This window comes from Kitasatospora sp. NPDC001664, assembly GCF_053596675.1.
In genome coordinates, this window is sequence record NZ_JBSFGS010000004.1 from 77,452 (window position 1) to 91,672 (window position 14,221).

Sequence of the window (14,221 nt, forward strand, 5' to 3'; positions counted from 1 at the left end):
TGCGGGGCCGCTCACGCGGCCGACCTGGACGGGACGGGGCTGGGGAGCACCGGCTTGGGCGCGGGCTTCTGCGGGGCCGGGGTGGGGGCCGTCGAGACCTTCGGCTCGGAGCCCTTCTCGATCTTGGCGGTGGGCGCCGCGGTCGGATCGCAGTACGCGCCGTCGGCCCCGGGGCCGGTGATCTGCCGGTCCTCCACCAGCAGCCGGTCCTCGTCCCAGGCGTAGGTGGTCCTGGTGCGGTCGGGCTCGCGCACCACCAGCTTCGGCCCGACGGTCTCGGCCGTGAAGCCGCTCTCCACCTGCTGGGTGAGCACCGGGTAGAGGCGGCCGCCGCGCAGCTCGTAGACGTGGAGGTAGGAGGAGCCGGAGCCCGAGCCGAACTGCACGGCGGTGAGCAGCTCCGGACGGCCGTCCCCGTTCAGGTCGCGGAGCTGGGCGGGGCGGACGGCGCAGCCCTGACAGCCCGTCAGGGCCTTGCTCTCCTCCGGCCGCAGCTCGGGGTCCTTGGTCAGCAGCGCGCGCAGGTCGACGGAGCGGAGGTCCTCGTTCGCGACCGTGATCCCGGGCACCGGGGAGAGCGGCGGCCGCGAGCCGGAGGGCGAGGGGGAGGGCTCGGCGGAGGCCACGTCCTCGGGCCAGAGCGGTTCGGAGACGGGGTGCAGCGCCACCGCGCGGGCCGGGCCGGCGTCGTGCAGCTGCCCGGCGCCGCCGCAGCCGGAGAGCGCGGCGACCACCACGAGCAGGACGGCGCCCCAGCCCGGGGCGGTACGGCGGGGCCATCGGCTCACGGTGCTGGTCGCCTTCCGGTGGGGTCGGTGCTCGGTGATCGGTGATCGGTGATCGGTGGTCAAGTCTGCCCGACGGCACGTCCGCACCGTCCGCCCAGGTCGGACGGACGGCGCGGACGCGCCGACGGTGCGGAGGTGCGGACGGGTCAGGCCTGGAGGTCGGCGAGCACGATGATGTTGTCCTTGTAGTGCCCGTCGCCGCCGAGCGCACCGCCACAGGTGATCAGCCTGAGCTGCGCGGTGCTGGTGTTCCCGTAGACCAGCTCGGTCGGGAACCCGTCCTTCGGGTACTGCTTCAGCTCGCGCACCCGGAACGCGACGGTGCTGCCGTCCTCCCGGCGCAGCTCGATCCGGTCGCCCGGGGCGAGCTGCGGCAGCCGGTGGAAGACCGCCGGGCCCTTGCGGGTGTCCAGGTGACCGAGCAGCACGGCCGGGCCGGTCTGGCCCGGGGCCGGTCCGTTGCGGTACCAGCCGACCTGCTCGGGGCGGTCCATCGGCGGCACCTCGACCGTGCCGTCCGGGTTGAGGCCGGTCGCCCCGACGGGCGCGTCCACCCCGATCCGGGGGATCACCAGCCTGCTGGGCGGGGCCACCGCGCCCTGCGGCGCCGTGTCCTGACGCTTCGTCGGGGTGGTGGCGGACTGCGCCGCTCCCCCGCCCGCCGGTCCGGACTGGACCGACTGCCCGGACTGGACCGACTGCCCGGCGGCCGCGATCCGCACCGGTGGCTGCTCGGCCGAACAGCCACCGATCAGGACCGCACCGGCGCCCAGCGCCAGCGCCCCCGCCACTGCGGCCGGTGCCCAGCGCGGGCGGCGGCGACGGCGGTGCCGCGGCTGCCGGATCACGTCGGCCCGGTCCTCGTGCGGCTCCGCCGCGTCGGCGGGCGTCTGCGGGCCGCGCGCCCGGTCGCGCGCCGCCCGGCGTGATCCGGCGCTCACGCCTTAGCCCCGGGCGCCGGCACGGCGACGCAGCACCGCGAAGCCGATGCCGGCCGCACCGGCGGCGGCCAGGCCCGAGCCGAGGACCAGGGTGGCGGTGGAGTCCTTGCTCTCGCCCTCACCGGTCTGGGCGCCGCCCTTGGGGACCACCTTGACCTGCGGGTCGGCGCTGCCCTTGCCGGCCGGCAGGCTCGCGGAGGCGGTGGGCTTCTCGACGGCCGGGGCCGGGGAGCTGGGGACGGCGGTGGGCTTCGCGGCCGGCGAGGAGACGGACGCCGAGGGCTGCGGGGCCGGGGTGCTGCCGTCGGCGTGGGCGGCCGCGCCGGAGAGGGCCACCGCACCGGCGACGCCTGCGGAGACCAGGGCGAAGCGCAGCGCGCGGCGGATGTTCGTGGTGCCTGCCATGGGGGTTCCTCCCGATTGCTCGCCACCCCCGGCCCGGTGGCCGGGAGTTGGTACGGCAGACGTTAGGAACCGCACCTCACGGTGGTCGGCCGGTCGTGTAACAGCCACCGCGAGGCTCTGTAACAGTCCGTCCGGCCCTGCGGCGGGCGGCGTCTTCCGCCCGGCGGATCCGGCGGCTACTCTCCGGTAACAGTCGCGGCGCCGTTCCGGTGCCGCCCGCCCGGCCCGGGAGGCCACGTGTCGTCCACGCGTTCCGCCAAGCTGCTGAGCGGCCTGCTGCTCGGGGCCGGCGTCGCCCATTTCGTGGTGCCGCGCCAGTTCGACGCCATCGTGCCGCGCTCGCTGCCGGGCACCCCCCGGCTCTGGACCCAGGTCAGCGGGGTGGCCGAGCTGGCGGTCGGCGCGGCGGTGGCGCTGCCCAGGACCAGGCGGGCGGGGGCGCTGGCCGCAGCCGGGCTGTTCGTCGCCGTGCTGCCCGCCAACGTCAAGATGGCGTACGACTGGCGGCACCGCCCGGCCGCGCTGCGGGGCGCCGCGCTCGCCCGGGTGCCCGCCCAACTTCCCTTGGTGCTCTGGGCATTGCGGGTGCGGCGGAACGCCTGACGGCGTGGCCCCGGGCAGCGGGGCCACGCCGTCGGCCAGGAGACGGCCGCTGGAGGAGGGTCGGTCAGGGCTTGGGCAGGGCGCAGCCGGCGAGCGAGAGGTTGAGCACGTTGCCCGGGCCGAAGCAGCCGGGGATCAGGTAGGTCTGCTGGGCGTAGTTGATGCCCTGGCGGACCGTGACGTTGCCGGCCTGGTCGACCTCGCACGGGTTGTTCACCGTGCAGCGCTGGCCGTCCTCGTTCCCGGTGTTGTTGACCGCGACCACCTGGCCGGTGTTGGCGTCCACCACCGGGGAGCCGGAGGTGCCGCCGATGGTGTTGCAGCTGGAGGTGTAGCGGACCGAGTCCTTGAAGGTCCAACTCCCCTCCTTCAGACGGTAGACGAAGCCGTCGACGTTGCAGGAGTAGATCCGCTTCCAGTAGCCGGAGACCACCTTGATCGCGGTGCCCGCGGTCGGGTGGCTCGCCGAGACGGTGAGCGGGCTGATGTTGTACGAGCTCTTGATGGCGGCGTAGGTGGTGTTCAGCTGGTAGATCGACACGTCGGTGTCGGTCATGGTGCCGTAGACCATCTTGGTGGCGCGCAGCGTGGCGACCTTGGTGCCGGCCGAGTTGAGCAGCGAGAAGGTGCGGCTGGAGGAGCGGTTCACCAGCACCTGGCCCGCGGTCGGCATGCCGGTGTCCAGGCAGTGGCCGTTGGAGAGGATCAGGGCCGGGTCGCCCGCCTGGGAGTTGGGCAGGCGCACCAGCGAGCCGGAGCAGTTGCTGAGCGCCACGGTGCCCGCGAAGTCCACGGCCGCGAGCGGAGCGGAGGGGGCGGCCGAGGCCGGGGTGGCGGCCAGGACCGGAGCACCGGCGAGCACGAGCGCGCAGGCGGCGCCGAGGAGCGGCTTCTTCATGAGAACTGCCTCTCGAGTGTGGGGGTGGGACCAACTTGGCGTGCACATGACTCAAAAGTCAAGAGCACTGCATCACTTGACAGTTGGCCCCACCCGTCGCACCCGCCGCGCCTCAGGCCGGCAGCGTCCAGCGCTGGTTGGCCCCCGCGAAGCAAGTCCAGAGCTGGACCGGCGTCCCGTTGGCGGAGGTGTTGCCGGTCACGTCCAGGCACTTGCCGAGCGCCCGCAGGGTGCCGTCCCCGGTCGGCGTCCAGCGCTGGGCGTCCGAGCCGTTGCAGTCCCAGAGCTGCACCTTGGTGCCGTCCGCGCTCGAAGCCCCGTTCACGTCCAGGCACTTGCCCAGCGCCCGGACCGTTCCGTCGGTGGCGACCGTCCAGCTCTGCGCGGCGGTGGAGTTGCAGTCGTAGAGCTGCACGGCGGTGCCGTTGGCCGTACCGGCCGCCGCCACGTCCAGGCATTTCCCGGCCAGGCCGGTCACCTGACCGGTGCGCCCGCCACCGCCGCCCGGCGTGCCGGCCCAGGTGAAGGTGGCCGAGGTCTTCGCCGGGAGCTGGTACCCGAAGCTCTGGCCGCCCCAGTTGACCCGGACGGTCTGCGCGGTGCCGCTGTCGTTGTACGCGATCAGCGCCTTGGAGCCGTCGGGGTTGCGCCACGCCACGTTCGGCACGGCCGAGTTGGCGGTGGAGGCGATCCGGTAGGCGCCCGGCTTCACGAACTTGGTCAGGTGGCCCATGGTGTAGTACTCCACCGTGTAGTCCACCTGCCCGGCCCGCGAGCCGCCGTTCTGCACCGTGACCAGCCCGGTGCAGGTGCCGCAGCCGCCGAAGTGCGGGCCGCCGTTCTGGTCCACCGCGAGGCTCCACTTGACCACCGACTTACCCCAGTTGCGGGTGTAGTCGATGATGTTGCGCATGTCCTCGCGCTGCTGGTCGGCGATCCAGGTGCCGCCGGAGTGCTCGGTGCCGAAGGCGTCCACCCCCGGGTACTGGTCGTGCACCGCGGTCTGGGTCGCGACGTCGCCGCCGTAGCCGTGCCAGGCGATGCCGCCGAAGTTGGGGTGGCTGCGGATCGCCGGGTCGTCCACCACGGGTGCGCCGTAGCCGGCGTACTGGTCCCAGTTCCAGTCCAGCGCGAGCACCTTGCTGCTCAGCCCGGCTCCGGCCAGGGCGGGCAGCAGGTTGTTCTTGGTGAAGTAGGCCAGGCCGGAGCCGTTCCAGCTCATCGACGGGTAACCGCCGCAGCAGGTCGGCTCGTTCTGCACGGTGAGGTAGTCCACCGGGACGCCCTGGGCCTGGTACGCCTGCACGTACTTCACGAAGTACTGGGCGTAGGAGCCGTAGTGCTCGGCCTTCAGCCAGCCGCCGTTCAGCGAGCCGCTGTCCTTCATCCAGGCGGGCGCGGTCCACGGGCTGGCCATCGTGGTGAGCGCGGGGTTGAGCTGCTTGGCCTGCTTCGTCAGCGGCAGCACGTCCACCAGGTCGTGGGCGACGGAGAAGTTGGCGAGGCCCGGGTCGGTCTGGCCGGCCGGCCGGTCGTCGTAGGTGTAGCCGTAGCGCGCCAGGTCGGAGGCGCCCATCGGGTTGCGGATCATCGACAGCCCGATGCCCTCGGTGGGCGAGAACAGCTTGCGCATGGTGGCGTCCCGGGTCGCTGCGGGGACGCCGCTGCTGTTCAGCAGCCAGGCGGCGGTGTCGGTGAACGAGGCGCCGCCACCGGTGAACTGCTGGTACCGGACCGACTCGTCCACGGTGATCTGCTGGCCGGCGCCGGAGCCGGCCGCGAAGGCGGTGGCGGCCTGCGGCTGCAGGCCTCGGGTGACGTGCCGGCCGCCCGCGTCGTCGGTGGTGGTGAGCCAGACCGACACGGTCTCTCCGGCGGCGGAGGCGGTGGGCGCGGCGGCCAGCAGACCGCCGGCCGCGAGCACACCGGAGAGCAGCGCCGCGGCGGCGCGACTGGTTCGGAGCATGGGGGACTCCTCGGGGGTGGGGGGATGGCCGCAGATTCAACTCCTGTACGCAGCAAGGCGTCAAGGCCTAGACCAATGCCTGATTTACCGTCAACTCGTGAATGATGTGGACGATGCAGGTCAAGCGGACTCTTCGGCTTCCGATCTGTTGCCTTTCCTTCCAGACCTCTTGACGCTCCGTGGTCTACTCCAGTTGACTCCGTGCTGCTCTCCGGAGAGCGCTCCCCCACACGTCCCCTGGAGTCCCCCATGCTTCGTCGCGCCCTCGTCACGGGAGCGGTGCTGGCCACCGCCCTCGGCGCCCTGCCCGGCACCGCCCACGCCGCCGCCAACCCCGGCCCCGGCTTCCCCGCCCAGTACGCCGCCCCCTACGTGGAGACCTGGAAGTCGCCCAACGCCCTGGCCGACGCCCGCAACGCCACCGGTCTCAAGTACTTCACCCTGGCCTTCGTGATCAGCGACGGCAGCTGCAACGCCACCTTCAACGGCAACACCCCGATCGGGGACGCCGGTTGGACCTCGGCGGTGAACTCGCTGCGGGCCGCCGGCGGCGACGTGATCGCCTCCTTCGGCGGCGCGGCCGGCACCGAGCTCGGCCAGGCCTGCACCTCCGTCAGCTCGCTCAAGGCCCAGTACAAGCGGGTGGTGGACACCCTCAACCTGACCAAGATCGACCTCGACATCGAGGGCGGCGCCCTCAACGACACCACCGCCAACGACCGGCGCAACCAGGCGCTGGCCCAGCTCCAGCAGGAGTACGCGGCGGCCGGGCGCAGCCTCGCCGTGCACTACACCCTCCCGGTCAACCCGACCGGCCTGGAGGGCAATTCGATCAGCCTGCTGAACAACGCCAAGAGCCGCGGGCTGAACGTCGGCGTGGTCAACATCATGACCATGGACTACGGCCCGGCCATGGACATGGGCAAGGCCGCCACCGACGCCGCCACCGCGCTGCACGGCCAGCTCGGCTCGATCTGGACCGGCAAGACCTCCCAGCAGCTCTGGGCGATGGAGGGCAACACCCCGATGATCGGGGTCAACGACACCCAGGCCGAGGTCTTCACCACCGCCAACGCCACCACCCTCACCGACTTCGCCCGGGCCCGCGGCATCCAGCTGCTCGCCTTCTGGGCCCTCGGCCGGGACAAGGCCTGCGCCAGCAACGGCACCCTGTCGGACTCCTGCAGCGGCACCTCGCAGAGCCCGTACCAGTTCGCCCGCACCTTCAACGGCGTTACCGGCGGCGGGAGTTCGCCCCGCCCGACCGGCCGGATCACCGGCTACGGCGGCAAGTGCGTGGACGTCGCGGCCGCGGCCACCGCCAACGGCACCGCGATCCAGCTCTACGACTGCAACGGCACCGCCGCGCAGAACTGGACGGTGGCCGCCGACGGCTCGCTCCAGGCGCTCGGCAAGTGCCTGGACGTCACCAGCGCCGCCACCGCCAACGGCAGCAAGCTCCAGCTCTGGGACTGCAACGGCTCCGGCGCGCAGAAGTGGCAGCCCGGCTCCGGCTCCACCCTGGTCAACCCGGCCTCCGGCCGCTGCCTGGACGCCACCGGGCCCAGCTCCGCCAACGGCACCCGGCTGCAGATCTGGGACTGCTTCGGCGCCGCCAACCAGCAGTGGCTGCTGCCCGCCTGACGCACCGAGAGGACCCCGCCATGCTCCGTCGCGCCCTCGCCGGGGCGGCCGTGCTCGCCACCGCCCTCGGCCTGCTCCCCGCCGCCTCCACCGCCGCGCACGCCGCCCCCGCCACCTTCACGCACCCCGGAGTCCTGGTCTCCGCCGGGCAGTTGGACTTCGTCCGGGCCAAGGTCCAGGCCGGGGCCCAGCCCTGGAAGGCGGCCTACGACCAGATGCACGCCTCCAAGTACGCCTCGCTGAGCCGCACGCCCAAGCCGCGCGCCGTCGTGGAGTGCGGCTCCTACTCCAACCCCAACATCGGCTGCACCGACGAGCGGGAGGACGCCATCGCGGCGTACACCCTCGCCCTGGAGTGGTACCTCACCCGGGACGCCCGCTACGCCGAGAGGGCGATCCAGATCATGGACGCCTGGTCGGGCACGATCACCGACCACACCAACAGCAACGCCCCGCTGCAGGCCGCCTGGTCCGCCTCGGTCTGGCCCCGGGCCGCCGAGCTCGTCCGCTACACCTACGGCAAGTGGGCCCCGGACCGGGTCACCCGCTTCGGAACCATGCTGCGCACCGTCTACCTGCCCGAGGTCGCGAACGGCTCGCGCTCCAACGGGAACTGGGAGCTCAGTATGGTCGAGGCCTCGATCGGCATCGCGGTCTTCCTGAACGACCGCGCCGCCTACGACAAGGCCGTCTCCCTGTACCGCAACCGCGTCCCCGCCTACGTCTACCTCGCCTCCGACGGCCCGCTCCCCCGCACCGTCCCCGGCAGCGGCCTGGACACCCGGGACGAGATCGTCGGCTACTGGCAGGGCCAGTCCACCTTCGTCGACGGCCTCACCCAGGAGACCTGCCGCGACCTCACCCACACCGGCTACGGCCTCTCCGCGATCTCGCACGTCGCCGAGACCTCCCGGATCCAGGGCCAGGACCTCTACCCCGAGGTGGCCGACCGCCTGCGGCACGCCCTGGGCCTGCAGTCCAAGTACCAGCTGGGCACCGCCGTCCCGTCCTGGCTCTGCGGCGGCACCCTGGAGCAGTCCCTCGGCCCGGTCACCGAGGTCGGCTACAACGCCCTGCACGACCGCCTCGGCTACGGCATGACCAACACCCAGCTGCTGACCGAACGTCAGCGCCCGGCGGGCACCAACAACCTCTTCACCGCCTGGGAGACCCTCACCCACGCCGGCAACCCGGCCTGAGACGCACCGCTGCCCGGCACCGTAGTGGGCGGTGCCGGGCAGCGGTGTGCTGATGGCGGATCAGACCTGGAGGGCCTTGATCGCGGTCGGGGCGTGGCCGGGCTCGGTGGCGAGCTCCTCGAACTCGGTCACGTTCGACATGTCGACGGTCTTGCTCATCGAGATGTTGGTGACCCGCTCCAGGATGGCCTCGACGACGACCGGGACGCGGTACTCGGCGGCCAGCTTCTTGGCCTCCTCGAAGGCGGCGCCCAGCTCGTTCGGGTCGGTGACGCGGATCGCCTTGACGCCCAGGCCCTCGGCGACCTTGACGTGGTCGACGCCGTAGACGCCGAGCTCGGGGGCGTTGATGTTCTCGAACTCCAGGTTGACCTGGAAGTTGATGTCCAGGTTGACCTGGGCCTGGCGGATCAGGCCGAGGTAGGCGTTGTTCACCAGGACGTGGACGTAGGGGACCTTGTGCTGGGCGGCGACCGCCAGCTCCTCGATCATGAACTGGAAGTCGTAGTCGCCGGAGAGCGCGACGATCGGGGTCTCCGGGTCGGCGACCGCCGCGCCGATCGCGGCCGGGATGGTCCAGCCGAGCGGGCCGGCCTGGCCGCAGTTGATCCAGTTCCGCTTGTTGTAGACGTGCAGGAACTGGGCGGCGGCGATCTGCGAGAGGCCGATGGTGGTGACGTAGCGGGTCTCCGGGCCGAAGGCCTTGTTCATCTCCTCGTAGACGCGCTGCGGCTTGATCGGCACGTTGTCGAAGTGGGTGCGGCGCTGCAGGGTGGCCTTGCGCTCCTGCGCGGAGGCGGCCCAGGCGGTGAAGTCGGGCAGCTTGCCCTCCGCCTTCAGCTCCTTGGCGACCTCGATGAAGAGCTCCAGCGCGGCCTTGGCGTCGGAGACGACACCGTAGTCCGGCGGGAAGATCCGGCCGATCTGGGTCGGCTCGATGTCGACGTGGACGAACTTGCGGTCACCGCGGTAGGCGTCCAGGTTGTAGCCGGTGTGGCGGTTGGCCCAGCGGTTGCCGATGCCGAGGACGAAGTCGGACTCCAGGAAGGTCGCGTTGCCGTAGCGGTGCGAGGTCTGGACGCCGACCATGCCGGCGGCCAGCTCGTGGTCGTCCGGGATGGTGCCCCAGCCCATCAGGGTGGAGATGACCGGAACGCCCGTCAGCTCGGCGAACTCGACCAGCAGCTCGGTGGCGTCGGCGTTGATGACGCCGCCGCCCGCGACGATCAGCGGGCGCTCGGAGGCCAGCAGGAAGGAGATGGCCTTCTCGATCTGGGCCTTGGAGGCGGCCGGCTTGTAGACCGGCAGCGGCTGGTAGGTCGCCGGGTCGAACTCGATCTCGGTCAGCTGGACGTCGATCGGCAGGTCGATCAGGACCGGGCCCGGACGGCCGGAGCGCATCAGGTGGAAGGCCTGCTGGAAGACGCCGGGGACCTGGGCCGCCTCCAGGACGGTGGTGGCCGCCTTGGTGACCGGCTTGGCGATCGAGGCGATGTCGACCGCCTGGAAGTCCTCCTTGTGCAGCTTGGAGACCGGCGCCTGGCCGGTGATGCACAGGATCGGGATCGAGTCGGCGATGGCCGAGTAGAGCCCGGTGATCATGTCGGTGCCGGCCGGGCCGGAGGTGCCGATGCAGACACCGATGTTCCCGGCCTTGGCCCGGGTGTAGCCCTCGGCCATGTGCGAGGCGCCCTCGACGTGGCGGGCCAGCGTGTGGCCGATGCCACCGACCAGCTTCAGCGCCTTGTAGAAGGGGTTGATCGCGGCGCCCGGCACGCCGAACGCGACCTCGACGCCCTCGAGCTTGAGGATCTCAACTGCGGCTGCGGCTGCTGTCATACGAGGCATCGGTTCACTCCTGCGTCCGTCGGGCTCCAGCAACTTCCACGATGCGGAAGCATTGTTCTGGGATACGAAAGACAAGCTAGGGCGGCTTCAACAAAACGTCAAGAGTGGGTCCGAAGGACGAACCACGACGCGGGCATGCGAAAGGCCCCCGGGGCATCCCGGGGGCCTTCGGATCAGCTGTCGGTACGGCTCCTGCGACCGGTACGGCCGGTACGGGCCGGAGCGGCCTAGAGGGCGGCGGCCAGCCTGGTGCCCTGGTCGATCGCGCGCTTGGCGTCCAGCTCGGCGGCCACGTCCGCGCCGCCGATCAGGTGCACCGAGGCGCCGCCCGCCACCAGGGCGTCGTGGAGCTCGCGGCGAGGCTCCTGCCCGGCGCAGAGCACCACGGTGTCCACCGCGAGCACCCGCTCCTCGCCGTCCACCACCAGGTGCAGGCCCTCGTCGTCGATCTTCCGGTACTCGGCGCCGGAGACGGTCACCACGCCCCGCTTGGCGATCTCCTGCCGGTGGATCCAGCCGGTGGTCTTGCCGAGGCCCGCGCCGACCTTGCCGGCCTTGCGCTGGATCAGGTGCACCTGACGGGGCGGCAGCTCCTTCTCCGGGGCGCGCAGCCCGCCGCGCTCCCGGTGCTCGGTGTCGATGCCCCAGCTGGCGTAGAAGTCGGCCCCCGAGTCCGTCAGGTACTCGGCCACGTCGAAGCCGATGCCGCCCGCGCCGATGATGGCCACCCGCTCGCCGACCTCGGCACCGCCGCGCAGCACGTCCAGGTAGCCGAGCACGCTCGGGTGGTCCACGCCGGGGATGTCGGGCGTGCGCGGGGTGACACCGGTGGCCAGCACCACCTCGTCGTAGCCCTCGGCCAGCAGCTGCTCGGCATTCGCCAACTCGCCGAGCCGCAGCTCGACCTGACGCTCCGCCAGCTGGTGGCGGAAGTACCGCAGGGTCTCGTCGAACTCCTGCTTGCCGGGCACCCGGCGCGCCACGTTCAGCTGCCCGCCGATCCGGTCGTCCGCGTCGAAGAGCGTGACGGCGTGGCCGCACTCGGCGGCCGCGACCGCGAAACCGAGCCCGGCCGGGCCGGCCCCGACCACGCCGATCCGCTTCTTCCGCTGGGTCGGCCCGAGCACCAGCTCGGTCTCGTGGCAGGCCCGGGGGTTGACCAGGCAGGAGGTGATCCGGCCGCTGAAGGTGTGGTCCAGGCAGGCCTGGTTGCAGCCGATGCAGGTGTTGATCGCCTCCGGCGCCCCGGCCGCGGCCTTGGCCACGAACTCCGGGTCGGCCAGCAGCGGACGGGCCAGCGAGACCAGGTCGGCGTGTCCGTCGGCGAGCAGCTGCTCGGCCAGCTCGGGGGTGTTGATCCGGTTGCTGGTCACCAGCGGGACGGAGACCTCGCCCATCAGCTGCTTGGTCACCCAGGCCCAGGCGCCGCGCGGCACCGAGGTGGCGATGGTCGGGATGCGGGCCTCGTGCCAGCCGATGCCGGTGTTGATGATGGTCGCCCCGGCCGCCTCGACCGCCTTGGCCAGCTGCACCACCTCGGGCAGCGTGGAGCCGCCGGGGACCAGGTCCAGCATGGAGAGCCGGTAGATCAGGATGAACTCCGGCCTGACCCGCTCGCGCACCCGCCGCACGATCTCCACCGGGAAGCGCATCCGGTTCTCGTACGAGCCGCCCCAGCGGTCCTCGCGGTGGTTGGTGTGGGAGGCGATGAACTCGTTGATCAGGTAGCCCTCGGACCCCATGATCTCCACGCCGTCGTACCCGGCCGACTGCGCCAGGGCCGCCGCGTCCGCGAAGTCCTCGATGGTCCGCTCGACCTCCTCGTCGGTGAGCGCACGGGGCGGGAAGGGGCTGATCGGGGCCTGTACGGCGCTCGGCGCGACCAGGGCGGGGTGGTAGGCGTAGCGGCCGAAGTGCAGCAGCTGCAGGGCGATCCGGCCACCGGCTCCGTGCACCGCCTCGGTGATCACGCGGTGCTCGGCTGCCTCCTCGGCGGTGGTCAGCTTGGCCCCGCCGTCCCAGGGGCGGCCGGCCTCGTTCGGCGCGATGCCGCCGGTGACGATCAGGCCGACGCCGGCCCGGGCCCGGGTGGCGTAGAACTCCGCCATACGCTCGAAGCCGTGCTCGGCCTCCTCCAGGCCGACGTGCATCGAGCCCATGATCACCCGGTTCGGGAGGGTGGTGAAGCCCAGGTCCAGCGGGCGCAGCAGGTGCGGGTACGAGGTCATGCCAGCACGGTAGGGGCGTGGCACCTGCTATGCAACTAGTTGCACATGGACCATGGCGCAGATCACCCCGCCCGGCATTGGGCCTACCAACGGACAAGCAGGTGATCCAACGTCACCCTGATGGCCCGTTTCCGCAGGTGCCCGTTCTGGTGACACTCAGGGGGATGGGTTGAAGGGTGGTAGGGCGCACGAAACAGCGGGAGGACCGTCCGGTGGACGGTCCTCCCGCTGTCGTCTGTCCTGCCGCGCGTCAGACCCGCGCGGCCTCCTGCTCGTCCTCGGGGACGGTGATCACCCAGCGGGTCTCCTGCCGGGGGCGGAGGTAGAGCAGCCAGTAGAGGGCGGCGACGACGGTGATGCCGCCGGTCCAGAGCAGCGCCTTGACGTCGAGCTGGGTCAGCACGTAGCCGAGCACCAGGATCAGGATCACCGGCAGCGCGGGCCAGAGCGGCTGGCGCCAGGCCGGGACGTGCTTGTGCTGGCCCTTGCGGGCGAACAGCGCGGCCACCGCGACCAGCAGGTAGAGCGCGGCGACGGCGACACCGGTGATGTTGGTGAGCAGGTCCTGCGGGACGAAGCAGAGCGCCGCGCCGGGCAGGCCGACCGCGAGGGTGGAGATCCACGGGGCGCTGAAGCGGTTGAGGGTGCCGAAGGCGTTGTTCACCGGCTGCGGCCAGGCGCGGTCACGGCCGGAGGCGAAGAGCACCCGGGAGTTCTGGATGACCATCACGATGCCGGCGTTGACGATGGCCAGCGCGATGCAGAGGCTGACGAAGGTGCCGACCGAGGAGCCGGCCCAGCCGTCCACCAGAGCGGAGACGTTGCCCTCGCTCAGCGCCGCCAGGTCCGGGGCGCCGACGGTGATGGCGATGACCGGCACCAGGATGATCACGGCGGAGAGGCCGAGGGTCCACAGCACGGTGCGGGCGACGTTGCGGCGCGGGTTCTCCAGCTCCTCGGAGAGGTAGATGGCGGTGGAGAAGCCCTGGGTGACGAAGAGCGCGGTGCCCATCGCGGCCAGGATCAGCGAGAGGCCGACCGGGCTGGTGGCGCCGTCGGTGACCACCTGACCGTGGGTCAGGCTGGAGAGGCCGCGCTCGCTGTTGGAGAAGCCGAGGAAGGAGACCACCGCGCAGGCGATCACCTCCAGCACCAGGAAGATGCCGGTCAGCCAGGCGTTGGCCCGCAGGTCGAGCAGGCCGGCCACGGTGGCCGCGATCATCACGGCGGCGCCCGCGATCGCGGGGTCGATGTGGATGATCGGTTCGAGGTAGTCCGCGGTGCCCATCGCGATCAGCGAGGGCACGATCATCACCACGATCAGCGACTGGATGAAGACCAGCCAGCCCGCGAAGCGGCCCGCCAGGGTGCCGACCATCGCGTACTCGCCGCCCGCGCTGGGGATCAGGGTGCCGAGCTCGGAGTAGCAGAACGCCACCGCGATGCAGAGCAGGGTGCCGATGCCGATCGCCAGCGCGGTGTAGGTGCCGAGCGAGCTGAACAGGTCCGGGACGATCACGAAGAGCGAGGAGGCCGGGGTCACGCAGGAGAGCGTGAGCAGCGTGCCGCCGACCACACCGAGCGACCTGGCCAGCTTCTTGGGGGAGCCGGCGCTCTGATCGGTGGCCACCGCCGTGGAGGCGGACGGCGGGTCGAGGATGTCGGTCATGGCGGCTTCCGATCGGCTCGGCGCTGGGGGAC

General features: G+C 71.7%; 11 protein-coding genes. 3 read left to right on the top strand and 8 right to left on the bottom strand.

Annotated features, from left to right (window positions below):
* Positions 1–11 precede the first annotated feature (11 nt).
* From ACWCYY_RS07405 to ACWCYY_RS07415, 3 genes are all read right to left on the bottom strand, one after another.
* Positions 12–788, bottom strand: a complete 777-nt coding sequence (locus ACWCYY_RS07405) for an FG-GAP repeat protein (RefSeq protein ID WP_345287509.1) — start codon at positions 786–788, stop codon at positions 12–14.
* A 146-nt stretch (positions 789–934) separates the two neighbouring features.
* The gene (locus tag ACWCYY_RS07410) at positions 935–1,729 is read right to left on the bottom strand and encodes a class F sortase (protein WP_449795408.1); all 795 of its coding nucleotides are present in this window, start codon (positions 1,727–1,729) and stop codon (positions 935–937) included.
* Positions 1,730–1,732: 3 nt separating this feature from the next.
* The gene (locus tag ACWCYY_RS07415; RefSeq protein ID WP_345287512.1) at positions 1,733–2,134 is read right to left on the bottom strand and encodes a sortase-dependent protein; all 402 of its coding nucleotides are present in this window, start codon (positions 2,132–2,134) and stop codon (positions 1,733–1,735) included.
* A 237-nt stretch (positions 2,135–2,371) separates the two neighbouring features.
* Between ACWCYY_RS07415 and ACWCYY_RS07420 the strand changes: the two genes are divergently transcribed.
* Positions 2,372–2,737, top strand: a complete 366-nt coding sequence (locus ACWCYY_RS07420) for a DoxX family protein (RefSeq protein ID WP_345287514.1) — start codon at positions 2,372–2,374, stop codon at positions 2,735–2,737.
* Between the two features lie 64 nt (positions 2,738–2,801).
* Here ACWCYY_RS07420 and ACWCYY_RS07425 read toward each other — a convergent pair whose 3' ends face one another.
* Together ACWCYY_RS07425 and ACWCYY_RS07430 are read right to left on the bottom strand one after the other, a co-directional pair.
* Complete coding sequence (locus ACWCYY_RS07425) at positions 2,802–3,635, bottom strand: S1 family peptidase (RefSeq protein WP_345287515.1); 834 nt, start codon at positions 3,633–3,635, stop codon at positions 2,802–2,804.
* A 112-nt stretch (positions 3,636–3,747) separates the two neighbouring features.
* On the bottom strand, positions 3,748–5,601 hold the full coding sequence (locus ACWCYY_RS07430) for a ricin-type beta-trefoil lectin domain protein (RefSeq protein WP_449795409.1): 1,854 nt from the start codon (positions 5,599–5,601) through the stop codon (positions 3,748–3,750).
* Between the two features lie 249 nt (positions 5,602–5,850).
* Here ACWCYY_RS07430 and ACWCYY_RS07435 point away from each other — a divergent pair, with 249 nt between their 5' ends.
* Positions 5,851–7,245: a ricin-type beta-trefoil lectin domain protein gene (locus tag ACWCYY_RS07435; protein ID WP_449795410.1), complete on the top strand. Its 1,395-nt coding sequence runs from the start codon at positions 5,851–5,853 to the stop codon at positions 7,243–7,245.
* 20 nt (positions 7,246–7,265) lie between these two features.
* The gene (locus ACWCYY_RS07440) at positions 7,266–8,444 is read left to right on the top strand and encodes an alginate lyase family protein (protein ID WP_345287518.1); all 1,179 of its coding nucleotides are present in this window, start codon (positions 7,266–7,268) and stop codon (positions 8,442–8,444) included.
* Between the two features lie 60 nt (positions 8,445–8,504).
* Here the strand turns inward: ACWCYY_RS07440 and gcl are convergent, their stop codons facing one another.
* The 3 genes from gcl to ACWCYY_RS07455 all read right to left on the bottom strand — a co-directional run bounded on the left by gcl (position 8,505) and on the right by ACWCYY_RS07455 (position 14,189).
* Positions 8,505–10,283, bottom strand: a complete 1,779-nt coding sequence (gene gcl, locus ACWCYY_RS07445) for a glyoxylate carboligase (RefSeq protein ID WP_449795411.1) — start codon at positions 10,281–10,283, stop codon at positions 8,505–8,507.
* Between the two features lie 236 nt (positions 10,284–10,519).
* On the bottom strand, positions 10,520–12,520 hold the full coding sequence (locus tag ACWCYY_RS07450; RefSeq protein ID WP_449795412.1) for an oxidoreductase: 2,001 nt from the start codon (positions 12,518–12,520) through the stop codon (positions 10,520–10,522).
* 250 nt (positions 12,521–12,770) lie between these two features.
* Entirely contained in the window at positions 12,771–14,189 is a 1,419-nt protein-coding gene (locus ACWCYY_RS07455) for an APC family permease (protein ID WP_449795413.1), read from the bottom strand.
* Positions 14,190–14,221: the final 32 nt, after the last annotated feature.